Source organism: uncultured Cyclobacterium sp. (assembly GCF_963977555.1).
GTDB lineage: Bacteria > Bacteroidota > Bacteroidia > Cytophagales > Cyclobacteriaceae > Cyclobacterium.
Map to the genome: position 1 here is coordinate 1 of NZ_CAXBPD010000029.1, position 23,143 is coordinate 23,143.

Here is a 23,143-nt window from a genome sequence, read left to right on the forward strand (position 1 = left end):
CTGGACTGGGTTTTTATAGATTAGATTGTCTGAGTTTTTCAGCAGACCCTAAGTACATATTATTATTTATGTACTGGTATAGGTTTACAGTATAAAACTGACCCGTCCTGAAAAAAGTTTACCGTTTTAAATTTTATTCATAGGAAGTACTAACACAAATTTACAAAATCGAATCCCAAAGGGATGACAGGATTATAGATTTAAAAATCGCATCAAATTCAAAACCCCAAAGGGGTGACAGCATTAAAGCCATCAAAGGGTAAAATTATACCTGCCACTTATTTTATTTTATTTTTTGCTGGATTGGCTAAATTTATAATACCATCCCTACGGGATTCATTTATTTTTCAGGTACCATTTTGCTATAATCTTGGCACCCCTTTGGGGTTTCTGAAAATCCTCTTTCCCTAGCCACCTTGAAGGGGGGTATTACACAACCATCATTAAAACAATTAGTTGTTAATGGAATTCACTCAATTTGCATCATTAAATTATTCAGGCTTTCTGCCAATGTAGGATGCGCTATAGGCAGGTTTTGTATTTTATCATAAGTTAACTTCCCCACCATGGCCATCTGAAGCACCGCCATCACCTCGCCTCCATCCAGGCTTAATATAGTAGCACCTAAAATCTGCTTGCTCTCCGGATCCACTATTACCTTAAAAAAACCATTCGTTTCATCGGTTTCCAGTGCCCTACCGGCATGCTTCATAAAAAATTTACCTACCTTATAGGAGATGCCTTTTTCTTTGGCTTCTTGCTCATTAAGTCCAATCCTTGCCAATTGAGGATCGATGAATACACAGTAGGGAAGCAGCCTGTAATTTGATGATATTTCTTTATCCCCTTCATAAATGCTCCTAAAAGCAATGTGAGCATCATTATAAGCCATATGGGTAAAAGGGGGTGAACCTGCCGCATCTCCTAGGGCATAGATGTTTGGAACGCTTGTTTCAAAAGTCTCATTCACCGCTATATGACCCTTCTTGGTTAGGTTAACACCTATGGCTTCAAGACCTAAGTCTTTGCTGTTGGGTTTCCTTCCTGTAGCTACCAGTAAGTGGCTGCCCTCAACCATTTTTGGCCCTGTATTGTCTTCCAGATAAATTTTAAATTGCTTGTTTTCATAGTTTACCCTTGTAACAGCAGCTTCTAAAATTGTTTCAATGCCCTCTTCATTAAATATTTTTGAAACTTCCTCACAAACATCCTTGTCCTCTTTGGGTACAAGCCTAGAAGCTTTGTCGATAATGGTGACCTTACTCCCAAACCTGTTGAACATCTGCCCAAATTCAAGGCCTATATATCCTGCACCTAAGATAATCAGATGTTCAGGCGTTTCTTCGAGCTCCATGATGCTGCTGCTCGTCAAGTAAGGGGTTTCTTTCAAACCATCAATCTCCGGGACAAAAGGAGAAGACCCCGTGTTGAGGAATATTTTTTCGCCAGAAATTTCAAGAACCTCCGCACCTTCGCGGTCAATGCTTACTTTGTTGGAGGAAAGAACGGTTGCTTTTCCTAAGATGATGTCTACGTTTTCTGCTTTTTTAAGGCTTTTCTCAGCCCCTCCCCTAAAGGTAGTAACAATGTGGTCTTTACGGGCTTTGATGACTTTTTGATCAATAGAGAAACTTTTTACATTGACACCAAAGTCTTCAGCCCTGCCCACCAGATGGGCCACTCTTGCAGAGGCCACCATGGTTTTGGTAGGGGAACAGCCGTCATTTATACATGTGCCTCCAATGACCCTTTTCTCAATGAGCGCTACAGACAAGCCTTTTGCACTTATTTTTTTCGCTAGTGGCATTCCCGATTGGCCGGCACCGATAATGATCGCATTGTACTTCTTCATAGCTCTCTATTCTTTAATCTCTATTCCTTTCCAAAAAGCTACGTAATCTTTGATTTCTTTGGCAGCTTCCTTTGGAGCGGGGTAATGCCATGCCGCATCGCGGTTGGTATCCTCACCTATGCGAATGTGAAAATAATTGGCCCTTCCCTTCCAAGGACAATCAGAAGTAGTTTGAGATATTTCGAAAAATTCCCTATTTAAGGATTCATTAGGGAAATAGTGATTGTTTTCTAAAAAAACAGTCTCATTGGACTCAGCGAGAATTTTTCCTTTCCAGATGGCTTTCATATTGCTTGGATTTATTTTAAAATAATATAGCCAAATCCGTGCTAGAAACAAAAAAGCGACCTATATAGGTCGCTTTTTACTTTTCCTTTTGTTTAAAAACTTGAGATTAATTACCTCTTTCTCGTCCAAGAATCGGTATTTCCCTCGTGGTATGTCTTTTTTGCTTAGCCCGGCAAAAGTCACCCTGTCCAGTGCATTTACCTCATAACCAAAATGAGCGAAAATTCTTCGAACGATTCTGTTTTTCCCCGAATGAATTTCAATACCTAAAATCATTCTGTCTTTAGATAGCACCTGAAGGTCATCCACTTCAGTGAGACCATCCTCCAGTGTTACGCCTTCCAATATAGCATCCACATCATTTTTACCTATAGGTTTGTCGAGCGTTACCTGGTATATTTTCTTGATCTCATAAGAAGGATGAGTAAGTTTAGCAGAAAGCTCTCCATCATTGGTGAAAAGTAATAAACCTGTGGTGTTTCTGTCCAACCTTCCTACTGGAAAAAGACGCTCTTCACAAGCATTTTCGACCAGGTGCATAACCGTTTTTCGCTCAAACGGATCATCAGTTGTGGTTATAAAATCCTTTGGCTTGTTAAGTAATATATAAACGGGCTTTTCAGGACGGATAGATTTCCCTTTGTATTCTACCCGGTCTTTTCGAAGGACCTTGTAGCCCATTTCTTTTACGATACTCCCATTTACAGAAATCTCACCCTTTTCAATGAGTTTATCCGCATCTCTTCGAGAGCAAATGCCAGCATTGGCGATAAATTTGTTAAGTCTAATTTCATCCGCATCCGTTTGGGAGGTTTTTTGGATGCTTTTTAGGTTGTATACAGGTTGTTGCTCGTCTGTTTTATTTTTACCACTCTTAAGAGGAGAGAATGGCTTTTTAAAAGGTTTTTTCTTCCTGTCCCTGTCTTCGGCTTTACCAAACATAGGCTTCTGGTTTCGTCCCCTACCTTTGTATTCACTTTTCTCTTCAGGAACCTTGTCAGTACTGTCCTTTTTCTTAGAATAGGAGCTACGTTTGCCTGATTCCTTTTGGTCTCCCCAGGATTTCTTTGAAGAATCCCCGGTTTTATTATTGAATTTTTTCATAATCTTGCAGCATCTCTGCTGTATTAAAAATAATAGAATGTAAACGCCTAATTATAAGGTGAATTGCCCCTTTTTAAAGCGGGTGCAAATTTAGTGTTATTTATGTGATAAATAACATAGAAATTTAAAATCAATCGGTTTGATTTCCTATTTCGTTGTCTTCAGCCTTGAAATCTTTAGGCTGTGGAAGCTCACTTAAGTCATTGATGCCAAAATATTCCATGAATTTGGGGCTGGTGCCATAAATTATGGGTCTTCCCAGTCCTTCAGATTTACCTTTAATGGCGACCAAAGATTTTTCTAGGAGTTTTTGAACAGAGTAATCACAATTAACTCCTCTGATTTGTTCCATTTCCGATTTTGTTATCGGTTGGCGGTAGGCAATGATGGCGAGGGTTTCCAATTGGGCATTGGAAAGTCGTTTTTGAGACTGGTGTTTTTGAAGGATGGCTACACTACTTAGGTAGGCAGGCTTGGTTAAAAATTGATAGCCCCCAGCGATTTTTTCCAAACTGAAAGAATAATCGGCTGAGGTGTATTTTCTAGTCAACACTTCTAAAGCTTCTTCAAGATGAGCCATAGGAATTTCAGTCTCAAACATTTCTGCAAGACATTTCTGGATTTCTACTATTCCCAGAGGTTCCCCAGAACAGAATACGAGGGCTTCTATATGGCGCGGTAAATAATCCACTGTTATTTTTTACCTAGCTTTGCTTCTATACTGTGCATGGTGTGAGGGACAGCCCTCAATCTCTCTTTGCTGATAATTTTACCAGTATCTACACAAACGCCGTAAGTGCCATTTTTTATTCTCCTCAATGCATTTTCAAGATTTATTATGAATTTCTGCTGCCTGGCAGCCAATTGGCTTAAATTTTCTCTTTCCAGTGTGTCTGCCCCATCTTCCAGCAATTTTGAAGTGGAGGCTGTGTTTTCAGTCCCTCCGTCATTTTGTTTGCTGAGTGAGCGCTTTAGCTGATTCAATTCATCTTTTGCGATTGTCAGTTTTTCATTAATAAGCAATTCAAATTCCAAAAGCTCATCCTTGGAATAACTGGTTTTTTCTACCTGGCTCATAAAACATTACTTTAAAAATTTCCCTAAATTACAGTGAGTAATCTGAAATCAAAAATTTTATTTTTGAGGATACTGTTATGTAATTACTTTCTAAGTTAATTTAATTTTAAAAGAGGTGATGAAAGAAAGAAAATTGTCTTTTATATTTCCTTATTTTCCATTCTGCTATCAAATTGTTTGGAATAATTTAGTTGAAAAAAAATGAATTGCGTTTCACTTTTTCTACTTGAAATATCCCTAAGAAAGTATTAATTTGAACGCTTAAATAATAATATACCAAAATATACCTAATGAAAAGAATCATAGCAATTGTTATATGTGCATTTATCTCCTTAAATGTTTCTGCCCAGAAAGCAGATAAAGGCTGGAAGGAGCTTTTTAATGGCAAGTCTTTTAAAGGTTGGTCTTTTAGCGAAAACCCTGATTCATTTAGTATTGAAGATGGAGTGGTGAAAGTGGAAGGCCCTAGGTCCCACATGTTTTATACAGGAAAATATAAAAAACATGATTTCAAGAACTTTGAGTTAAAAATGCAGGTGAAAACCATGCCTGGAGCCAATTCAGGAATTTTTATACACTCCGAATTTGAAGAAGATGGATGGCCAAGTAAAGGTTATGAAATCCAAGTAAACCAAACCCAAGGAGACTGGAGAAAAACTGGAAGTGTCTATAGCTTCAAGGATGTAAAGGAGACTTATGTGAAGGATAACGAATGGTATACGCAGCACATCATTGTTCAAGGGGATAACATCACCGTTAAAATAAACGGTAAAGTAGTCAATGAATTCAATGAGAAAACAGATAGAGGAGAAATTGGTGACAGTGGAAAAAAATTAAGCCACGGAACAATTGCCCTTCAAGCCCATGATCCGAAAAGTTTGATTTATTATAAAGACATCATGATTAAACCATTACCTTAATGGGGGATCATTCAACCAATATTTAGATACAAAATTGTGCATCCGGCTAGCCATTAGGTTAGCCGGATGTTTTTGTTTTGTCCTGCCGAAATTTTATTTTAAAGGTATTCTGGCCCATCTTTAACCAATAAACTATGTCCAGCGCGTATACCCATATCCATCACTTGGCCCTTAGAACATTTACCACAAGCGTTTTTAAATCCTTGGGAGTTCCTGATGACGAGGCTGCTTTGGCTGCCGATGTCCTGGCCTATAGTGATGAACATGGTATAGATTCACATGGCATCGCCAGACTTAAAACGTATTTTGATTTGCTTAAGGCTGGCAGAGTGAACCCAAGACCAAAACTAAAGGTGCTTAGAGAAAAACATGCGGTAGCCACAATTGATGGTGACAACGGTTTGGGCTTGGTAGTTGGACCCAAGTGCATGGACATTGCAATAGAAAAAACCCATCAACATGGTTCAGGTTCCATTGCTGTTTGCAATACCAACCATTATGGAGCTGCAGGTTATTATCCGCTTATGGCTGTAAAGGAAGATTTTATCGGCTTATCCATGACCAATACCACTAAAGGAGTAGCCCCATTTAATGGAAGGGAAAAAATGCTTGGAACAAATCCCATTGCACTTGCATTTCCATCACTGCATGAGCCAGAAGTAGTCATCGATTTCGCAAGTAGCACCGTTGCCTATGGAAAGGTTGAGATTGCTCAAAGGGAAGGTAAAAATGTACCCATAGGTTGGTGTCTTGATAAAAATGGCCTACCTACAAGCAGTCCTGAGGAAATGATCAATGGTGGGGCTTTGTTGCCCTTAGGAAGCACTAAAGAGGGCTCTGGTCACAAAGGTTATTGTTTGGCAGGGGCCGTTGATATTCTCACTTCAGTCTTGAGTGGTGCCAATTGGGGGCCATTTGCCACTCCTTTTGCAATCCACTCTACTATGCCTGAAATACAGGTAGGGAAAGGAATCGGTCACTTTTTTACCGCCTGGGACATAGAAGGATTTAGGGATTTGGCAGACTTCAAAAAAAGTATGGATCATTGGATTGTTACCATGAGGAATGCAGTAGCTGCTAACGTAGATGCCAAAGTACTTGTGCCCGGGGATCCTGAGCGAGAAGCCTATTCTATTAGAATCAACGAAGGGATACCAGTTCATCCAGTTATTATGGACCAGTTAAAAACCATTTCTCAGTCATGCAATGTGTCCTTACCTTGATATATTTCTAATCCGGAACCTCTTTTGCCCCCTTTTTCTGCTTGCTATTGAAATTCTAAGGATAAGCTAACTTTGTTATATGTTAATTAAAATCATTCTCTTCTCAGGCTTTTCAGGAATTACCGTTTTTATTGGTGGTTTATTGGCCAATTATTTTAATCACCATATCAAAGAAAAGGCAATCAAATATGAGATTATACATGCACTGATGTCTTTTGGTGCAGGGATTATCTTGTCAGCCCTGGCATTGGTCTTGGTGCCACAGGGAATGGAGAAACTGGAATTATTTCCATTGGTAGGCACCTTCCTAATTGGAGCGATTTTATTTATGTTTATTGATTGGTATTTGGCGAAAAAAGGTGGGCAAGTTGCCACATTATTGGCGATGATGATGGATTTTGTCCCTGAATCCATTGCCTTAGGTGCCACTTTTGCAATTAATCCAAAAATGGCAACACTATTGGCCGTCATTATAGGTTTGCAAAATCTTCCTGAAGCATTTAATTCCTTCAGGGAGTTGGTTCAGAGTGGTTTTACTATTCGTAAAACCCTTTTCATTTTCTTTTTCCTGAGTTTCTCTGGTATGATAGGCGCCTTGATAGGGCATTTTTATTTAAGTGATTATCCAGATTTAACTGCCTACTTAATGGTTTTCGCAAGTGGAGGGATTTTATATTTGTTGATTCAAGACATCATTCCTGAAAGTAAGCTAAAAAACAATTATCTTTCTTCCTTGGGTGCCATAATAGGGTTTTTGGTTGGTATTATTGGTGAAAAGATAATTTGAGGGGAATCTAATCAATCCTTTGATTGACTTTATATTAACTTTAAGAGAAGCTTTGGCTTAAATTTAAAAATCAACTTTACCATGAGGTTACTTTCTTTACTATTTTTGATTTTGTGGTTCTCTTCGTGTACTGAAAAGAACGTAAGTGCTTTAGACCAAGACCCACTAGAGATTATCGCATGTGGGGATGAGAACGTAGTCATTTTCGATAGGGTAAAATCGTACGAGGATAGTCTTGTCAAGGTTTGGGAATGGTCAGCTTCTATTTCTGAGGGTTTACCCGAGGAATTCCACGCGTATTTTAATAGTACTGATGATTGCAAGCCTGTGGGAGAGAACCAATTTTTAATAACTTCTTCGAGTGGAGGAGTTGCCTTGGTAAACCGTAAGGATAAAAAAACTGTCTTTTACGCACGGGTTCCCAATGCCCATTCTGCGGAATTTCTTCCCGGAGGAAGGATAGTAGTAGCGCTTTCCACTGCCGAAAATGGGAATGCAATCCGACTTTACGATGTCGACCAGCCAGATGAAATACTTTTTTCAGATAGCCTCTATTCTGGGCATGGTGCGGTTTGGGACGAAGAGAAGAACAGTTTGTTTGCTCTGGGATTTGATCAGTTAAGGGAATACAAGCTAAGTGATTGGGAGAGCGCGCAACCCAAGTTAGCCAAAGTGAACGAATGGGAGATTCCTGATGAAAGTGGTCATGACCTTTTTCTTACAAGTGATCGACGATTGCTTTTGACAACAACCAACAGTGTGTGGCAATTTGATATTTCTACTTCCCTTTTTACGCCCTTTGAGCCCCTTGAGGGAATAGGGCATGTAAAATCAGTGAATTATAATGCTGAAACAGAAGCGCTAGTTTATACCAAAGGAGAGATAAGTTGGTGGACACACCATATTTATTTCTCCAACCCTAAGGATACATTAGTGGTGAATGATATGAAATTGTATAAAGTCAGGGTGCTATAAATGTTGAATTGATTTTTAAGCAAAGGCTTCCTATTTTCTAATTCCATTCCGAAATAGAAGGACGATTGCGAATTTCGGGTTTTAGGTTTTATGCGAAATCAATATATGCTTTAAATTTGATGGCTGGCTTATCTGTTAACTTAAAACTATTATCATGAAAAAACTAATCTATTATGTAGCCATGTCTATAGATGGTTTCATTTCTGGCCCAAATGAGGACATTGGTATGTTTCTAAGTGAAGGGGAAGGGGTAGCCAAATACCAGGAGGATTTGATGAAATTCAACACGGTAATTATGGGCAGGAAAACCTACGAGTTTGGATACAAGTATGGCTTAAAACCTGGACAGGCGCCTTATCCGCATATGGAACATTACATCTTCTCCAATAATCTACAAATCTCTACTTTGGCGCCAAATGTTCACCTGTCACAATTGGAAATTAAAAACGTAAAAGATGTCATCAGTAATTCCGATACTGATGTTTATTTATGCGGAGGCGGGCGGTTCGCTGGATGGCTCCTTGACAATGGTTTAATAAACCAGGTCAAATTAAAAGTCAACCCCATAATTCTAGGGCAAGGGCAAACACTTTTTGGCGGGTCAAAGACCCAAGCAAAACTGAAACTTGTTTCAATAGAATCCTTCCATGAAGGCTTGCAAATTTTAACTTATGATCTGAACAATGATATTAAAGAAAGTTAAATCTGAAGCAATTTTCCCTTAGTCAATTTTAAAGAAGTAAATTCTAATTACTGAAGATACCTAATAGATGAAAATAGTCAGAACGGACATGGAACTTGAGCTTCCCATGGTAGATCAGGTACTAAGAGAGCAGGGGCATGAGTTGGTTTTACTTCCAGAAACGGTGTCTGAGGAAACCCTTTGCAATGAAATAGAAACATGCGATATTTTATTGATGTGTTACACCACAATTAGCGCTAAGGTAATAAATGGTACTAGACAGCTTAAAGCCATAATCAAATACGGTGTAGGGATAGATGCCATAGACATTGCTGCGGCCAATAAAAAGGGAATAGTGGTTGTAAATATTCCCGAATACGCAGAAGAGACGGTCGCGGAAGGTGCCTTTGCGATGCTTCTGGCGTTGGTCAAGAAAATGCCAACCATCCAAAACACAATGAAAAAGTTCTCCTGGGCCTGGCCTACTCAACAATGGATGTCTCAGGACATAGCAGGGAAAACACTGGGAATAATTGGCTGTGGTAGGATAGGAAGTAGTATGGCAAAAATGGCTGGTTTGGGCTTCAGGGCAAAGGTAATTGGATATGATCCCTATAAATCAGAGGAACATTTATCAAAAAACGGAATTGTAAAAATTGAATCACTGCATTCTCTGCTCGAACAAAGTGATTTTATTTCCTTGCATGCGGTGTTAAATGATGAAACCAAGCATATAATTGGTAAGGAAGAATTGGCTGTATTGAAAAAATCAGCGATTATTGTCAATTCTGCGCGTGGAGCCTTGATAGATGAAGTGGCTTTAGTGGAAAGTCTGATCAATGGACAGATCGCAGGCGCAGGTTTAGACGTGTACAGTAAGGAACCTCTAAATCAAGAATCCCATCCTTTGAAAGAACTTTATGAATTGGATAATGTGATTTTATTTCCCCATCTTACCTTTTATACCCAAGAGGCCATGGCTAGGCTTGAAAGGGAAACTTTGGAAAGGTGTGCAGAAGTTGTCGAAAACAGACCAGTATACATTAAATCCAAAGATCCAAGGCTTCAAAACCAAAAACACCTCAAAACAATACTTGAAGTTTAGCTTGGTGATTTTTTGCCTTTTTATAAAAAATATGGTTATAAAAATTATAGTATAGATTAAGCCTGAATGACAAATGTGCGACAGATAAATGATGAAGCCCAATTTCTTATGGAAATGGCAAATGGCAATGAAAAGCCACTTGACTATTTCTACAATAAATATGCAGCAAAGGTTTATTCAACGTCGCTCAGTTATACAAAAAATGAGGAAGATGCTGAAGAACTACTTCAGGATGTTTTTATTACTTTATATAATTCTGCCTCAAAATTCAAGAACGATTCTTCTGTCAGTACTTGGATTTATAGGATTACCATTAATAAGAGTCTCGACTTTCTTCGCAAAAAGAACAGTCTAAAACGAAAAGGTATTTTCTCCTCCCTGTTTAGTAAGGACTCTGGTGAAATTCTAATAGAACCCATAGATTTTGTCCATCCGGGAGTAAAGATGGAAAACTCCGAAGATGCGAAGCTATTGTTTCGTGTAATGGATGAACTGACGGAAAACCAAAAAACTGTATTTATCCTTACCCAGATAGATGGCTTGCCACAACAAGAGGTAGCAGACATCATGAAGGTCAGTAGGAAGTCTGTAGAGTCCCTATTGCAGAGAGCAAAGGCTACAATGAGAATAAAGCTTGAAAAATTTTATCCTGAGAGAGGGAAAAAATGATACATTACGTCTAAGAAAATATGGAAGCCTGGAAAAACAAAATCATGGATAGCCTGCAAGGGATGGAAGAGGTTCATCCACCCAAGGATAGCTTGTTAGCTATCAAGAAGAAATTGGCTGATCAAAAAAGGAGTAAAATGGCCAAGAACCCTAGGCAGTGGATGGCTGTGGCGGCGGTTATGCTACTACTTGTTTGTGCAAATGTTTTTGTGTTGAACAATTACTTTACTTACCAAGAAAGTACCGAACAAGTAGAATCTGCCTACACTGGTTTGATTACAAATTATAATATTTATGACTGATGAAAAATAAGATATTTAAAATTGGTTTTTTTTGTCTGTTGATTATCAACGGAGTACTTGCCTTTGTGATGTTAAACCATCCCAGGCCACCTTTTTCAAGACCTCAAGAAAAGGGTGCTTTAATGTTTAAAATTAGTAATGAACTTAATCTTTCTGAATCCCAAAAGAAAAGCTTTTTTATATCAGCTGAGAACCACCAGAAGGGAATGGCAATGATAGAGGAGCAACAAAAAGAGTTGGTAAAAGAATATTTTGAGTTTTTGAAAATGCCAGTGGTGGATGAAGTGGCTAGAGCAGAAAAATTAAATGCTGTTGCGCTTAAAGAAGCAGAAAAAATTGACATGACCTATGCTCATTTTGAGGAGCTAAAAAACCTTTGCAAAGAAGAACAAAAGGAGGCATTCAATGAGATTATCAGCGAAGTGCAGCAGGTTTTGCTAGGAGAAAGAGGAAATATGCCACCAATACCGAGGGATTGATCACCATCTCACGTCTATAGCAATAAATATTACTATAGTCATGAAGAAAATTGTTTTTAGTAAGATCGCAGTCCTAAGCATCGTTTTAATGTCTTGTTCTTGCGATAACAAAGCAGTGATTTCAACCAAAATGCTAACTGAATTACCTGCCGCTTTTAGGGCCTTTGATGAAGTCAATACCACTATAATTTTAGAAGGAGATGAAATTATTATAGAATCCAATGGGCTCCCCAATCATCCTTCGCCTTATTGGTCCAATACTACCAAGCGAGTGGCAATAGACCCCAGAGGAAGTGTTCTTGTAACTCAAGCAGCCACCTTTAACCATCCCTTGTTCGTAAATCCTACCTTCACTTCTTTTGGGCAAATGGCTCCAGGTAATATCGATGATTTTAATGGGGCTTATACACTTATTGTTCCAGCTATTCCTGAGAAAGCATCTTCTACATCATCTACAGGTTTAGGCCCTATAGGGATCGCTGTTAGCGGATCCATGATTTACAATGACGAAGAGGGGCCAAGTGTACCTTTGGATGATGCCGCCCCTTCCCTAGATTATAACGGGGCACATACAGGCCCTCAAAGCTATCACTACCATTTGGAACCTCTTGCTTTTTCAGATAATGACGATAATCTAATCGGAATTATTTCAGATGGATTCTTTTTGTACGGCAGGAAATGTGTGAGTATAGGAGCTTATCCCAATGATCTTGATGATTCGGGTGGACATACATCCATCACCAAGTACAATGAAGAGGAGGAATACCACTATCATATCCAAAATGAGTTGTACTTAAATAAGTATTATATCCTTTTTCCAGGGAATTATCAAGGCAGTCCGAATGCTATTCGTTAAACAAATATTCTGGTTCTCCTTGCTAAATCTAGGGTTTTATACTCCGGTAGGAATGTCTGGTGATAATACTTTAAAACCAGTTAAATTAGTGAATAAGGCGGTTTCAGTGGAGGAGCTTGTACTAAATCCCAATCGAGGGATGGTTTATTATATGGAAAAACCATTTACTGGGGCAGGTATAGCCACCTATCCAAATGGAGTAGTGTCAGAAGTAATTACTTATTTAAATGGCAAAAGAGATGGGGTGCTGCAGCGATGGTTCGAAAATGGCCTATTGAGTTTTGAAGCCAACTATGAAGCGAACAAACTGAATGGCGTGGTTAAATCTTGGTGGTCTAATGGAAAACAAAGGTCTATGGCTAATTTTCATCGCGGTGTGGTCCATGGGGTACAAAAACAATGGTACATCAGCGGGCAACTCTTTAAAGTGCTTCATATTGTTGAGGGTAAGGAGGAGGGACTGCAGCAGGCATGGAGAGAAAATGGGAAACTTTTCGTGAATTATGAAGCCAAGGATGGCCGTATCTATGGTTTAAAAAGAGCGAGTTTGTGTTACGAATTGGTAGATGAAAATATTGCGATAGATGAATAAATTAACAATTGTATTGATCGTTTTAATGGCTACAGCTTGCGAAGCTAGTAAGGATAATAATGTAGATCAATCCACCATTGAGACCTTACCATATTACGAAGAAGCGACATTCACCCCTCAGTGGTTTTCCAGCAGGGAAGAAGTGCCCAAAAATTTTCATCATATCCCCAAATTCTCTGTGGTCAACCAGTTGGGCGATGCCATCACGGAAGAAGTATTTGACAATAAAATCAGTATCGTGAATTTTTTCTTTACCACCTGCCCTGGGATTTGTCCCAAAATGATGGCCAATATGGATTTGGTTCAAAAGCAATTGAGAGAAAAAAAGCAGTTGCAGTTACTTTCCTATTCTGTAACGCCTGAAATGGATGGTGTTCCAGAATTGAAGGAATATGCAGATAAAAATGGGATTCCGAGTGAAGATTGGTATTTACTTACTGGAAATAGGGAGGTTATATATGATTTAGGTAGAAATCAATTTTTTGTGGAAGAAGATATGGGTTTAGAAAAAGGACCTGAAGATTTTTTGCACACCGAAAATATTTTACTGATTGATGGTAAGCGGCATATTAGGGGCATATACAATGGACTTAATAAAACTGCGATCAATCAAATGATCGCAGACGTAGCAACACTTCAAGCTGAATTGCTTGGTCATTAAGCGGTGGTTTTTCTCCAAAACAACTGATATTTCATAAATAAACTAGACCTAAGAAACCTTTTGTATTATTGTATCGTTTACGATATAAACGTGCAAGATTAAAAATATACAAATGAAAAATCAGACCTCATTGATACAAAATATTTTCAGGCTAATACTGTCGGCATTTATGGTTTATGCTGGAATTAGTCATTTGACTTTTAATAGAATTGATTTTCAGGCGCAGGTTCCAGATTGGCTGCCTTTCAGCAAGGATTTGGTTGTAGTGCTTTCAGGCTATGTAGAAATTGCACTCGGGCTTGGATTGGCCTTTTGGAAAAGACAGCGGGTGAACTTTGGATGGGCGCTTGCTACATTTTTTCTCTTGGTTTTCCCAGGGAATGTGGCCCAATACCTTGACGGAAAAGATGCTTTCGGGGCCTTGGATTCTGATAGGGCACGTTTAATTCGTCTTTTCTTCCAGCCAGTACTTATTGTATGGGCCCTTTGGTCATCAGGAGCATGGGCTGATTATCGATCAAAAAAAACTAAGAATTGATGGACGCTTCACATTTAGAGTTAAAGAATCAAATCTGTTTTCCTTTTTATTCTGTCTCACGGCTGATAACAAAGGCTTACAAGCCTTTTTTAAGCAAACTGGGCCTGACTTACCCACAATACCTGGTGTTGATGGTACTATGGGAGGCTGATGGGATAAGTGTAAATCAGATCAAAGAGAAATTATTATTGGATACCAATACCCTTTCTCCGCTTCTTAAACGAATTGAAGCAATGGGGCTAATCACACGGCTACGGTCAAAGGCAGATGAAAGAAGTGTTATTGTATCCTTAACTGAGGAAGGAGTAAAATTGAAAACTAAAGCCTTGCCTATCCCTGAAAAAATGCTTGAAAATTTATCCGCAGAAGGCATTGAAATAGATGAAATCGCTGGACTGAGGACAATGTTAAATAACTGGATGAAAATCCTTTCAAAAAACAACGATCAAAACGAAAATAAATAGAATTAGTAAAATGGAATTAATTGATAAATTGAATTGGAGATATGCGGCTAAAGCCATGAATGGCGAGAAAATACCGCAGGAGAAGGTGGACAATATAATAGAAGCAATATCACTAGCACCGACCTCGAGTGGTTTACAACCATTTGAAGTGATAGTGATCACCAACCAGGAAATTAAAGAACAAATTAAACCTATTGCTTGGAATCAGTCAGTAATTACCGATTGTTCTCATTTGTTGGTTTTTGCAGCATGGGATACCTATACTGAGGAGCGAATCAATAAAATGTTTGACCTCACCAATGAGGAAAGAGGCTTTACCAATGAAGGTTGGGAAAACTACAGAAAGCAACTGCTGGCTACTTATCCGAAAAGGCCGGCTGATGAGAATTTTAACCATGCTGCCAAGCAAGCCTATATTGCCTTTTCACAGGCGATTAGCGCTGCTGCATTTGAAGGGGTAGACAGCACGCCAATGGAAGGTTTTGATCCTAATGCCCTTGATGAAATTTTAGGGTTGAAAGAAAAAGGACTTAGAAGTTGTGTTGTCCTTCCGTTAGGCTATAGAGACAGCGAAAAAGATTGGTTGGTAAACCTTAAGAAAGTAAGAAAAAGCAAAGCGGATTTGGTGACCGTGTTGGATTAATGAAGACTTCAACCATTGAATACATTTGATTATTAATTGGTAATTGAAAAGAAGCCATGGTAGCGAAATGCTATAATGGCTTCTTTTTTTTGCTCAAAAAATGAGGGAGGGTTTTTTATAACTATTTGTGACTGCTGCATTAAATTCCGAATTGTGTCCTCCCTTTTATCAGGAATAAATATTTTTCCTTTTCATCGGGGAATGGGTAAATTGAACGAAATTAAGGTTTAATCAAAAATGACTGGCTGAATCAAATCGTTTCTTGCAAAATCAACCTAAATGCACCATGAAATATGAATGGAGGAAATCCGAAAAAGAGCTTTATTTACCCAAAGCCAAGCCGTCACAAATAAAAGTCCCGGCCTTTAAGTTTATCAGCATTTCTGGTGAAGGAAACCCAAATAGCAGGCATTTTTCGGATTGTATTACTGTTCTCTATACCCTGTCTTATGCCATCAAAATGACCCTCAAAAAGGTCGGTGATCCACCGGAAGCCTATCAAGATTATACCGTTTACCCACTGGAAGGGGATTGGGACATTAACGCTACGGCCAAGGCCAAGTTTGATGGAAGCATCAATAAAAATGATTTGGTATATGCCATAATGATCCGTCAACCCAATTTTGTGCAAAAGTCCTTTTATGAGGAGATATTGGCGGTGACAAAAAAGAAAAAGCCTCAGCCTTTACTAGAGCGTGCTAGGTTTGAACTTATTGAAGAAGGTCCTTGTATACAGATGTTGCATGTAGGCAGTTATGACAATGAGGCGGCATCTTTTGCGAAAATGGATGCTTATGCGAACGAAGCGGGTTTGGAAAGACTTTCGAAAACCCATAAAGAAATATACCTTAGCGATTTTAGAAAAGTGCCAGTCGAAAAATTAAAAACGGTTTTGAGGTTCAAAGTCAAAAGTGATGCTTAAAAAGTTTTAAAACGGTAACCCAATTTATTTAATAGCCCATGAGATTGTTTAAATTCGTATGTTTCCATATGCTATGGATGAGCCTATGTGGAATTCCTCTTCAGGCACAAACCAGCCCTGACCAAATAAAATTTACCCGGCAAGCTTCCAAAAGGTTGGTTTTTGATGAGGACCAGACCATACCTATCGCGGGTATTTGGCCAGAAAAAATCACAGGTTTTTCTGTCATGCACCCAATTAGCCACCTGCTAAGGGATAGTTCAAATGTTACCATAAATGCCAGTCAATTGGTCGTTCAATCTCAAGCAAAAACGGAAACAGACATCTGGTTTGGTGGCTTTAATCCTGTAGCTACCTATTCAATTGATTTGGCCTCATGTATTGGTAAAGGAGCAATTGGTTTTTCATTTTCCGGAACCAATACCAAAGAAAAATTAACCATTAAGGTGCAGTTCAACGCGCAAAAACTGGAGGATGCAAGGCTACACTTTACCGACAAGGACGGTATGAGCACTGAAGAATCCATCGCTGTTAACCTATCTGAAAATACCTCCTTAAATGGAACGCTTTACCTGCAAATGCTGGGAAGTGGTTTGGTGCTATATTTAAAAGACGAGGGATTGCCACAGGTTATAGGCCAGTCTGATTTCAATACTTTAATAGATTTGCGTAAAAAAGAATACCTGCATTCTTTTCAATCACACCTATATATTGGTCTTGGCTCAGGGGAAATTAAAATAGATAGGGTACTGATGGGGCTTACGGCGGGAGTGGGCTTGGCCGATATTCGTGCAATCACTTATGAGGATGGTTCTCCGCTCTTGGATCAAGGGCGCTTGTGGTACACCATGTCTATAAGAGGGCGTGCCTTGCCACATCATATTCAGGGAGTGTTCAGTGTGAACCCTTCTGTTTTCGATATTAAACTAGAAGGGGTCATTCTTTTTGATCGCCAGGATGGGCTTTTAAGAAATGAGGTTGCCTCGCATATCTTTTTTGACCGCAAGGATAATAGTTGGAAAGGGATCACTACAGGTTTTAGTGCTTACGCCAATATTGAAAAAGAAGAAAAGCAATTGCTGGCTGTAAAAAGTAAAAAAGATCCAAGGTTTGGTTTTTCGGTGATGGAAGCAGTTCCTTTCGGAGTAGTGGGGGATGTGGAGGATCCACATATTCTTTATGACAGTGAGGTGGGTAAATGGAGAATTTTGACCTGTGTTAATGAAGGTGGTTACAAAGCAATAGTTATGGAGTCTGATCATTGGAACAAAGGGTATGTAAAGATCGCTGGACCAGTTGCTCATGATTCCACAGGAACATCCATTCAGAAAATAGGGGGGCGCTTGTATAGTTTTTCTGGGAGTTCGGAGAGAGATATTTTTATTTATACTTACCCGGACTTGGAGGAAGTAGGAACATTGAAAATGGACCTACCGCCTTGGGATGCGGTTTCAGGAACAAGAGTTTGGCCAAATGTGGTACAATTGCCTGAAGGATATCCATTCCGCTATGTGGCTTTGATGATGGATAGAATTAATTATCCAGGTATGGTAGGTCCAAATTGGACGTATGGGGCCTTGTACCTTTACCATGGCTATGAATAGCTCCTCATTCATCAAAACCATAAAATTTAGCCTTTGATGTGAAGATCCTTTAAGTTAAAAATACGTGAATTGTCCCTACCTTTTAGGGCTTAAAAGATTTTTTTTTAAATTTTAATGCTTGATAAAAACCCTGTTAAACGTGATTTAATAGGGTTTTTATAGTTAATTATCCCTTTCTAACCATTTTTTATAAAAAAGTTTAGCTCCTGCTAAATCCAAAGGCATCATTTGGTTCGTAACTCTTATCAAATAAGTCATACAAATCAATCATCGATTCGATTGACAATTTATGATGAAATCGAAACCGAATTATTTACCTAAACTTTAAGAAAATGAAAAATGATTTGATTAAACCGCAGGGACTGGTGAAAGACGCCAATCGTAGGAAGTTCCTTCAAAAAGGTTCTTTGTCCATTGCCGCGGCTGGATTGTTTATGGTCGGATGTAATGATGAAGATGATTATATGCCGCCAATGAAAGAAGGCGTAATGTTGGGGTCTGGTGACATTGGTATATTAAATTATGCCTATGCACTTGAGCAACTTGAAGCAGCTTTTTACGCAACAGTATTACAAGGTGATTATTTTGCCAATGCCAGTTCGGAAGAAAAGCAAATCATGGAGGACCTTGAAAAACATGAAAGAGCTCACAAGGAATTTTTTAAAGCAGCATTAGGAAATTCTGCAATTGCAGATTTGGAAGTAGACTTTAGCGCAATTGACTTTAATAACAGAATGTCTGTTTTGAGTGCGGCTAAAACTTTCGAAGATTTAGGTGTAGCTGCCTATAACGGCGCAGGAAAATTTATTCAGGATGCTGGCTATTTATTGATTGCGGGGAAGATTGTTTCAGTTGAAGCAAGACATGCTGCAGCAATCAGGGATTTATTGAATCCAGGTTCCGTAGATTTTGCTGGGGATGATTTGATTGATTCCAATGGTCTTGAGCGCACACTTAGCTTCTCAGAAGTTCTTTCTGCAGCGAGCACCTATGTGACCACGCCAATTGACTTCAGCCAATTGCCAAGCTAATATTTAACCTAAACTAAAATAGACATGAACTTATTAAAATTATTAGATAAAATGTGTCCGGATACTCAAAATTCGGATCAAAAAGAATTGTTTTTTTCTAGAAGAGAGGCTTTTCACAAATTTGGTGACATGAGCAAAAAAATGGCTATGGCAGCGGTTCCACTAGGAATTTTGTCCGCTTTGCCAAAAGTAGCTAAAGCAGATACTGAAAGTCTCATTGGTGTGTTGAATTATGCATTGACTTTGGAGCACCTGGAGTACAGGTACTATCAAATGGGCTTAGACGCAGGTGTGATAGAAGGAGCAGATATGGCGATTTTTGAAAAAATCAGAGATCATGAGTTGGCTCACGTTAACTTTTTAACGGAGGTAGTTGGGAATGTTTTGGGTGGAACCCCTGTAATGGAACCAGGATTTGACTTTACTGCCGGTGGAAATTTCTCCCCTTTTACCGATTACCCTACTTTTCTGGCATTGTCTCAAGCCTTTGAGGATACTGGAGTAAGGGCGTATAAAGGTCAAGCAGGCAACGTAATGGAAAATGATGTGGTATTGACTGCTGCACTTTCAATTCATTCTGTAGAAGCCAGACACGCTTCGATGGTGAGAAGACTTCGTACCAAGAAAGGGCATGACAGCATTAAGGGCTGGATAACTGAGGCGTCAATCGGTACATTACCTGCTGCAACTCAGGCGATTTATGCCGGCGAAGATAATGTAAGCCATGGCGGTGTGGATGTTACTCAACTGACAGGTATTGATTCTGCAGCAGTTACAGAAGGATGGGATGAGCCTCTGAACAAAGATCAAGTATTAGGAATTGCATCACTTTTCTTAGCGTAGTTTAGGTTATTAGTTGGGTTTGAGTGTTTGGATGTCATCTCTGTTGGGAGATGGCATCTTTTTTTTGTTTTAAAATATGCTGAATTAGTGTTCAAATTTGAGGGAAAGATTGCATATTTCGCCTTCAATCTGTTAGCGGTAGAAAAAAATTCTACGCGGTTGAGAATGAATCAAATTCAAAATTTTTAAAACATTAAATATGAATTTTAGCCGAAGAAAAGTATTGCAATTATTACCCGTAGTAACTGGAGGAGTAGCTATGGGCGATTTTGACTTTTTGATGATCGACAATCAAAAGAAGGTGCTTGATGGGGTTCGCTCATTTTTTCAAAAAGTTGCTAATAAAGATGGCACTTTTAGACCAGGAAAAGCCAATGATTATGCAGGTAATTCAGATACAAAGTTTTCTGGCATTGCAGCCCCTACCTATGCAGTTGTCATTCATAAAACCTTTGGCTGGGAATTGCCCTATGAGCAAGAAACCATAGACTTTTTCCTTTCCTGTCAAAAAGAAGATGGTGCATTTTATGCACCTACAGGGGAAGGAGACATGGAATTGCCGCTTGCCAAATTATACAATACCGTACAAAGTGTTGCGGCATTAAAAATATTAGGAATTGAGCCAAAATATGATCCGACTCCAGTTATTACCTATTTCTTTGAAGGGAACAGGTTTCAAGACTTACCGCTATACACGACCAGCTTTTTTGCATTATTTTACAGTGCATGGAGGTCGGAAATGCCATCGAATATCGATGAGAAAATGAGAGGGTATTTAATGGATAACCAAACAGAAGATGGGTATATTGGGGATCACGTGGCCTCCACTTTTCATGCAGCTCATTATTATCGATTAATTGGTGAGGAAACACCTTTAGCGGAAGAAATGGTGAAAAGGGTACTAAAAGACCAAAAAGAAGATGGTTCTTGGTCACTCCATCAACCAGACTGGGATGTTCACGCAGTTTATGATGCCTTGTTTGTTCTTAAGCAGGTCGGCGGAGTTGCGAATCGGAAAAGGGAAATAAAGCAGGCTTATCGAAAAGCGAATGAATGGATACTAAAGTGTCAAAAAGAGGACGGAGGTTTTAGTCATTTCCCTGGAAATGAACCCTCAGATGTAGATGCGGTATATTTTCATGTAGGCGCACTTGTAGAAAGTGGCTATTTGCAACCAATTAAGGGAATTGAAAATGAAGAGATTTATGGATGGGGACATTTGATGAATCCAGATGAAACTTACAATTGTTTAATTTAATATAGGACGATTGGATTATCAAGCTCAAATTTAACAGTCGGGTTTGCATTGGCCTTTGAAGTCCCTTTCTCTTATTTGATCAAATCTTCTAATAGAAAGGGCTTCTTTTTTTTAGGAGCTATTAATAAGATAATGTCCGCCTATTGCTACTTGTTTTCTGGGGTGGTTTTTTGGAGGTTTGGAAAATTTTATGCCATAGTTGGATGGTGAGAGGGTCTTTTTTTAGTATTGGCGGCTAATAGTTGTTCTCATTTCAAGTTATAATTGAAAATTATAAAACAACCAAACCTTGAAGGCCTTTTTAACTAATAAATCATTCCAATCCACTTAAAATATGCCCTATTTTTTATTTTTAAGGGTATTTGAAATAGCCAGTATTTGGAGGTAATTTATTTTGATATTTGGAAGTTTAATTTTTTATCCACATTTTTAAGTGTTTTAAACCCTAACATCCAAATTATTATGAAGTACGAACAACTGAGTTCTTATGAATTGTGGGGTTTGATTCAATCTGCCGATCAAGAAGCATATGCATATGTTTTCACTTCTTACTCTGATAGTATTTTTAAATACGGGCAGAAATTCACTACAGATTGTGAGCTTATTGAGGATGTTATTCAGGACATATTCGTACACCTTTGGGAGATAAAATCCAGCTTGCATATCCACTCTTCCATCAGGTTTTATTTATTTTCATCTTTCAGGAGAGAACTGCTCAGAAGACTAAAAGAAAATCAGAAACATGAGATGCTGGAAGATTATCATTCAAGCGTAGCTTGGCAGAATTCATTTCAAGAGATATTGATTGAAAACCAAATTACACATATGTCAAGCAGAAAGATTACTTCCGCTTTAGACAATTTATCCAATAGACAAAAGGAAGCGATCTATCTCAAGTACTTGCAAAACTTGTCTTATGATGAGATTTCAGAGTTGATGGGGATAAAAGTTCCTTCACTCTACAACTTAGTTTTAAAAGGACTTAAGTCCATGAAGCAATTCCTTACTTCGTCCGATTTTACAGCTAAGGCTGTAGTTTTGTTCGGTTTTATCAATGTAGATGCCTAATTTTTCATCTGCCAATTATAAAAATTAAATATTTTATTTAAAAAAACATCAATTGGATGGTGAGATTGGCCAGTAATCTCCCTCTTATATTTATAGATGTTTGATAAATGAAGTCCTACGAAAAAATAGAAGATTTTTTAGAAGATAAATCCTTTAAGGAATGGGTGCTTAATAATGATGCTGAACAAGCAAAATTTTGGCAGGAGTGGGTAAATGCCAACCCTACTCAGGTTGAGTTATTGGGTCAAGCAAGGACCATTCTTCTGGAAATGGATGCTTCCGCTTTGAAATGGAAGGAAAGTAGGAAGAAAAAAACCTTCATAGCGATCAAAGACAAGATTATAGCTCTTGACGAAAAAAAGATAAATTCCAACCGTTATGTATACACCTCTAATAGTGGTAGACTTGAAAATAAAATAAGACTATTTCTGGGAGGGTCCATACTTGCTGTATTTTCTTTGGTTTTGGTTTACGCCTTTTTATCAGTAGAGTACAATAAACCAATTGCGCAGGAAACGCAATTTGACGAATGGGTAATTAAAACCAACCCTAAAGGACAAAAATCTACTTTAATGCTTTCCGACGGTAGTAATGTGGTGTTAAATGCAGAAAGTGAGTTGCGTTTCAAACGGGAATTTGGACAGAGCCATCGGGAAATATATTTAACAGGGGAAGCCTTTTTTGAAGTGGCTTCTGATAGTTTACTGCCCTTTCGGGTTCATAGCGGGGATATAATCACTACTGCCTTAGGTACCTCTTTCAACATTAATTCTTATAAAGAAAATTGCATTCAGGTGCAGTTGGCTACAGGCAAGGTCAGGGTATCAAATTTAGCTGAAGAAGGCCAATCAGTTGATTTAATTCCCGGTGAAGAAGCTGTAATTGGTACCGATAACAACTTAATTAAAAGCAAGTTTGACATTGATAAAGCATTCAATTGGAAGGAAGGGGTATTGGTTTTTGAAAAGATTCCTTTTCAAGAAGTTGTTCAGGTTCTGGAGCGTTGGTATGCTGCTGAAATTAAAGTTAAAAACATGTCTTCCAATAACCTGCGAATTTCTGGTGAGTTTAAAAAAAACACCTACCTCAAAGATGTTCTTGAGAGTTTGGGCTATGCCTATAATTTCGATTTCTCGATGAAAAATAAAACCGTGTTAATTCAATTTAAAGCAAGTGAATAGCCTATGAAGATAAAGTAAA

General features: G+C 38.6%; 27 protein-coding genes. 22 read left to right on the forward strand and 5 right to left on the reverse strand.

Translation table 11 applies throughout. The annotated features are described in order from the left end of the window. Positions 1-469: 469 nt before the first annotated feature. The 5 genes from lpdA to AAC073_RS23575 form a co-directional block, all read right to left on the reverse strand. Complete coding sequence (lpdA, locus tag AAC073_RS23555) at positions 470-1,852, reverse strand: dihydrolipoyl dehydrogenase (protein ID WP_339926240.1); 1,383 nt, start codon at positions 1,850-1,852, stop codon at positions 470-472. Positions 1,853-1,858: 6 nt separating this feature from the next. After that, positions 1,859-2,140 carry a DUF427 domain-containing protein gene (locus AAC073_RS23560; protein WP_339926241.1) on the reverse strand — a complete coding sequence of 94 codons (282 nt, stop codon included), beginning with the start codon at positions 2,138-2,140 and terminating at the stop codon, positions 1,859-1,861. Between the two features lie 60 nt (positions 2,141-2,200). Continuing rightward, on the reverse strand, positions 2,201-3,244 hold the full coding sequence (locus tag AAC073_RS23565) for a pseudouridine synthase (protein ID WP_339926242.1): 1,044 nt from the start codon (positions 3,242-3,244) through the stop codon (positions 2,201-2,203). A gap of 130 nt (positions 3,245-3,374) precedes the next feature. Beyond that, positions 3,375-3,935, reverse strand: coding sequence for an SMC-Scp complex subunit ScpB (gene scpB / locus AAC073_RS23570; protein WP_339926243.1), 561 nt, complete (start codon positions 3,933-3,935; stop codon positions 3,375-3,377). 2 nt (positions 3,936-3,937) lie between these two features. Then, entirely contained in the window at positions 3,938-4,321 is a 384-nt protein-coding gene (locus AAC073_RS23575; RefSeq protein WP_339926244.1) for a TraR/DksA C4-type zinc finger protein, read from the reverse strand. Between the two features lie 290 nt (positions 4,322-4,611). Here AAC073_RS23575 and AAC073_RS23580 point away from each other — a divergent pair, with 290 nt between their 5' ends. The 22 genes from AAC073_RS23580 to AAC073_RS23685 all read left to right on the forward strand — a co-directional run bounded on the left by AAC073_RS23580 (position 4,612) and on the right by AAC073_RS23685 (position 23,124). Next, positions 4,612-5,241 (forward strand): DUF1080 domain-containing protein, encoded by a 630-nt coding sequence (locus AAC073_RS23580; RefSeq protein ID WP_339926245.1) that lies wholly within the window; start codon positions 4,612-4,614, stop codon positions 5,239-5,241. A 134-nt stretch (positions 5,242-5,375) separates the two neighbouring features. Continuing rightward, a complete protein-coding gene (locus AAC073_RS23585) occupies positions 5,376-6,464 on the forward strand; it encodes an Ldh family oxidoreductase (RefSeq protein ID WP_339926246.1) in 1,089 nt (362 codons plus the stop codon). A gap of 79 nt (positions 6,465-6,543) precedes the next feature. Further along, positions 6,544-7,251 carry a ZIP family metal transporter gene (locus AAC073_RS23590; RefSeq protein WP_339926247.1) on the forward strand — a complete coding sequence of 236 codons (708 nt, stop codon included), beginning with the start codon at positions 6,544-6,546 and terminating at the stop codon, positions 7,249-7,251. An 81-nt stretch (positions 7,252-7,332) separates the two neighbouring features. Next, positions 7,333-8,226: a DUF6528 family protein gene (locus tag AAC073_RS23595; protein WP_339926248.1), complete on the forward strand. Its 894-nt coding sequence runs from the start codon at positions 7,333-7,335 to the stop codon at positions 8,224-8,226. A gap of 154 nt (positions 8,227-8,380) precedes the next feature. Then, positions 8,381-8,929, forward strand: coding sequence for a dihydrofolate reductase family protein (locus AAC073_RS23600; protein ID WP_339926249.1), 549 nt, complete (start codon positions 8,381-8,383; stop codon positions 8,927-8,929). Between the two features lie 67 nt (positions 8,930-8,996). Continuing rightward, positions 8,997-10,013, forward strand: a complete 1,017-nt coding sequence (locus AAC073_RS23605; RefSeq protein WP_339926250.1) for a C-terminal binding protein — start codon at positions 8,997-8,999, stop codon at positions 10,011-10,013. A gap of 66 nt (positions 10,014-10,079) precedes the next feature. Then, positions 10,080-10,682 carry an RNA polymerase sigma factor gene (locus AAC073_RS23610; RefSeq protein WP_339926251.1) on the forward strand — a complete coding sequence of 201 codons (603 nt, stop codon included), beginning with the start codon at positions 10,080-10,082 and terminating at the stop codon, positions 10,680-10,682. A gap of 20 nt (positions 10,683-10,702) precedes the next feature. After that, on the forward strand, positions 10,703-10,984 hold the full coding sequence (locus AAC073_RS23615) for a hypothetical protein (protein ID WP_339926252.1): 282 nt from the start codon (positions 10,703-10,705) through the stop codon (positions 10,982-10,984). Next, positions 10,984-11,463 (forward strand): hypothetical protein, encoded by a 480-nt coding sequence (locus AAC073_RS23620; RefSeq protein ID WP_339926253.1) that lies wholly within the window; start codon positions 10,984-10,986, stop codon positions 11,461-11,463. Before AAC073_RS23615 ends, AAC073_RS23620 begins: the two co-directional genes overlap by 1 nt. Positions 11,464-11,503: 40 nt before the next feature. Then, entirely contained in the window at positions 11,504-12,319 is an 816-nt protein-coding gene (locus AAC073_RS23625; RefSeq protein WP_339926254.1) for a YHYH protein, read from the forward strand. A 52-nt stretch (positions 12,320-12,371) separates the two neighbouring features. Continuing rightward, the gene (locus AAC073_RS23630; RefSeq protein ID WP_339926255.1) at positions 12,372-12,911 is read left to right on the forward strand and encodes a toxin-antitoxin system YwqK family antitoxin; all 540 of its coding nucleotides are present in this window, start codon (positions 12,372-12,374) and stop codon (positions 12,909-12,911) included. Continuing rightward, positions 12,904-13,572, forward strand: coding sequence for an SCO family protein (locus tag AAC073_RS23635; RefSeq protein ID WP_339926256.1), 669 nt, complete (start codon positions 12,904-12,906; stop codon positions 13,570-13,572). The genes AAC073_RS23630 and AAC073_RS23635 overlap by 8 nt, the downstream gene beginning before the upstream one ends. A gap of 112 nt (positions 13,573-13,684) precedes the next feature. Next, positions 13,685-14,110, forward strand: a complete 426-nt coding sequence (locus AAC073_RS23640) for a hypothetical protein (RefSeq protein ID WP_339926257.1) — start codon at positions 13,685-13,687, stop codon at positions 14,108-14,110. Beyond that, positions 14,110-14,574: a MarR family transcriptional regulator gene (locus tag AAC073_RS23645; RefSeq protein ID WP_339926258.1), complete on the forward strand. Its 465-nt coding sequence runs from the start codon at positions 14,110-14,112 to the stop codon at positions 14,572-14,574. The genes AAC073_RS23640 and AAC073_RS23645 overlap by 1 nt, the downstream gene beginning before the upstream one ends. A 10-nt stretch (positions 14,575-14,584) precedes the next feature. Then, entirely contained in the window at positions 14,585-15,217 is a 633-nt protein-coding gene (locus tag AAC073_RS23650; RefSeq protein WP_339926259.1) for an NAD(P)H-dependent oxidoreductase, read from the forward strand. A gap of 286 nt (positions 15,218-15,503) precedes the next feature. After that, positions 15,504-16,139: a GyrI-like domain-containing protein gene (locus tag AAC073_RS23655; protein WP_339926260.1), complete on the forward strand. Its 636-nt coding sequence runs from the start codon at positions 15,504-15,506 to the stop codon at positions 16,137-16,139. A 38-nt stretch (positions 16,140-16,177) separates the two neighbouring features. Continuing rightward, a complete protein-coding gene (locus AAC073_RS23660; RefSeq protein WP_339926261.1) occupies positions 16,178-17,743 on the forward strand; it encodes a hypothetical protein in 1,566 nt (521 codons plus the stop codon). Positions 17,744-18,075: 332 nt separating this feature from the next. Then, a complete protein-coding gene (locus AAC073_RS23665) occupies positions 18,076-18,774 on the forward strand; it encodes a ferritin-like domain-containing protein (RefSeq protein ID WP_339926262.1) in 699 nt (232 codons plus the stop codon). A gap of 24 nt (positions 18,775-18,798) precedes the next feature. Next, positions 18,799-19,617, forward strand: a complete 819-nt coding sequence (locus AAC073_RS23670) for a ferritin-like domain-containing protein (protein WP_339926263.1) — start codon at positions 18,799-18,801, stop codon at positions 19,615-19,617. Between the two features lie 199 nt (positions 19,618-19,816). Then, positions 19,817-20,875 (forward strand): prenyltransferase/squalene oxidase repeat-containing protein, encoded by a 1,059-nt coding sequence (locus AAC073_RS23675; protein ID WP_339926264.1) that lies wholly within the window; start codon positions 19,817-19,819, stop codon positions 20,873-20,875. Between the two features lie 462 nt (positions 20,876-21,337). Beyond that, positions 21,338-21,943: a sigma-70 family RNA polymerase sigma factor gene (locus AAC073_RS23680; protein ID WP_339926265.1), complete on the forward strand. Its 606-nt coding sequence runs from the start codon at positions 21,338-21,340 to the stop codon at positions 21,941-21,943. Between the two features lie 107 nt (positions 21,944-22,050). Then, positions 22,051-23,124 (forward strand): FecR domain-containing protein, encoded by a 1,074-nt coding sequence (locus AAC073_RS23685; RefSeq protein ID WP_339926266.1) that lies wholly within the window; start codon positions 22,051-22,053, stop codon positions 23,122-23,124. Positions 23,125-23,143 lie beyond the last annotated feature (19 nt).

What these genes read in the sequence shown, in the direction of transcription:
- AAC073_RS23565 (WP_339926242.1), bottom strand. Translation starts at nt 3,244, where the DNA reads ATGAAAAAATTCAATAATAAAACCGGGGATTCTTCAAAGAAATCCTGG.
- AAC073_RS23675 (WP_339926264.1), top strand. Translation starts at nt 19,817, where the DNA reads ATGAATTTTAGCCGAAGAAAAGTATTGCAATTATTACCCGTAGTAACT.
- AAC073_RS23580 (WP_339926245.1), top strand. Translation starts at nt 4,612, where the DNA reads ATGAAAAGAATCATAGCAATTGTTATATGTGCATTTATCTCCTTAAAT.
- AAC073_RS23625 (WP_339926254.1), top strand. Translation starts at nt 11,504, where the DNA reads ATGAAGAAAATTGTTTTTAGTAAGATCGCAGTCCTAAGCATCGTTTTA.
- AAC073_RS23650 (WP_339926259.1), top strand. Translation starts at nt 14,585, where the DNA reads ATGGAATTAATTGATAAATTGAATTGGAGATATGCGGCTAAAGCCATG.
- AAC073_RS23680 (WP_339926265.1), top strand. Translation starts at nt 21,338, where the DNA reads ATGAAGTACGAACAACTGAGTTCTTATGAATTGTGGGGTTTGATTCAA.
- AAC073_RS23590 (WP_339926247.1), top strand. Translation starts at nt 6,544, where the DNA reads ATGTTAATTAAAATCATTCTCTTCTCAGGCTTTTCAGGAATTACCGTT.
- AAC073_RS23575 (WP_339926244.1), bottom strand. Translation starts at nt 4,321, where the DNA reads ATGAGCCAGGTAGAAAAAACCAGTTATTCCAAGGATGAGCTTTTGGAA.
- AAC073_RS23665 (WP_339926262.1), top strand. Translation starts at nt 18,076, where the DNA reads ATGAAAAATGATTTGATTAAACCGCAGGGACTGGTGAAAGACGCCAAT.
- AAC073_RS23645 (WP_339926258.1), top strand. Translation starts at nt 14,110, where the DNA reads ATGGACGCTTCACATTTAGAGTTAAAGAATCAAATCTGTTTTCCTTTT.
- AAC073_RS23630 (WP_339926255.1), top strand. Translation starts at nt 12,372, where the DNA reads ATGTCTGGTGATAATACTTTAAAACCAGTTAAATTAGTGAATAAGGCG.
- AAC073_RS23660 (WP_339926261.1), top strand. Translation starts at nt 16,178, where the DNA reads ATGAGATTGTTTAAATTCGTATGTTTCCATATGCTATGGATGAGCCTA.
- AAC073_RS23605 (WP_339926250.1), top strand. Translation starts at nt 8,997, where the DNA reads ATGAAAATAGTCAGAACGGACATGGAACTTGAGCTTCCCATGGTAGAT.
- AAC073_RS23620 (WP_339926253.1), top strand. Translation starts at nt 10,984, where the DNA reads ATGAAAAATAAGATATTTAAAATTGGTTTTTTTTGTCTGTTGATTATC.
- AAC073_RS23595 (WP_339926248.1), top strand. Translation starts at nt 7,333, where the DNA reads ATGAGGTTACTTTCTTTACTATTTTTGATTTTGTGGTTCTCTTCGTGT.
- AAC073_RS23640 (WP_339926257.1), top strand. Translation starts at nt 13,685, where the DNA reads ATGAAAAATCAGACCTCATTGATACAAAATATTTTCAGGCTAATACTG.
- AAC073_RS23685 (WP_339926266.1), top strand. Translation starts at nt 22,051, where the DNA reads ATGAAGTCCTACGAAAAAATAGAAGATTTTTTAGAAGATAAATCCTTT.
- AAC073_RS23670 (WP_339926263.1), top strand. Translation starts at nt 18,799, where the DNA reads ATGAACTTATTAAAATTATTAGATAAAATGTGTCCGGATACTCAAAAT.
- lpdA (WP_339926240.1), bottom strand. Translation starts at nt 1,852, where the DNA reads ATGAAGAAGTACAATGCGATCATTATCGGTGCCGGCCAATCGGGAATG.
- AAC073_RS23585 (WP_339926246.1), top strand. Translation starts at nt 5,376, where the DNA reads ATGTCCAGCGCGTATACCCATATCCATCACTTGGCCCTTAGAACATTT.
- AAC073_RS23635 (WP_339926256.1), top strand. Translation starts at nt 12,904, where the DNA reads ATGAATAAATTAACAATTGTATTGATCGTTTTAATGGCTACAGCTTGC.
- AAC073_RS23600 (WP_339926249.1), top strand. Translation starts at nt 8,381, where the DNA reads ATGAAAAAACTAATCTATTATGTAGCCATGTCTATAGATGGTTTCATT.
- AAC073_RS23610 (WP_339926251.1), top strand. Translation starts at nt 10,080, where the DNA reads ATGACAAATGTGCGACAGATAAATGATGAAGCCCAATTTCTTATGGAA.
- AAC073_RS23560 (WP_339926241.1), bottom strand. Translation starts at nt 2,140, where the DNA reads ATGAAAGCCATCTGGAAAGGAAAAATTCTCGCTGAGTCCAATGAGACT.
- AAC073_RS23615 (WP_339926252.1), top strand. Translation starts at nt 10,703, where the DNA reads ATGGAAGCCTGGAAAAACAAAATCATGGATAGCCTGCAAGGGATGGAA.
- AAC073_RS23655 (WP_339926260.1), top strand. Translation starts at nt 15,504, where the DNA reads ATGAAATATGAATGGAGGAAATCCGAAAAAGAGCTTTATTTACCCAAA.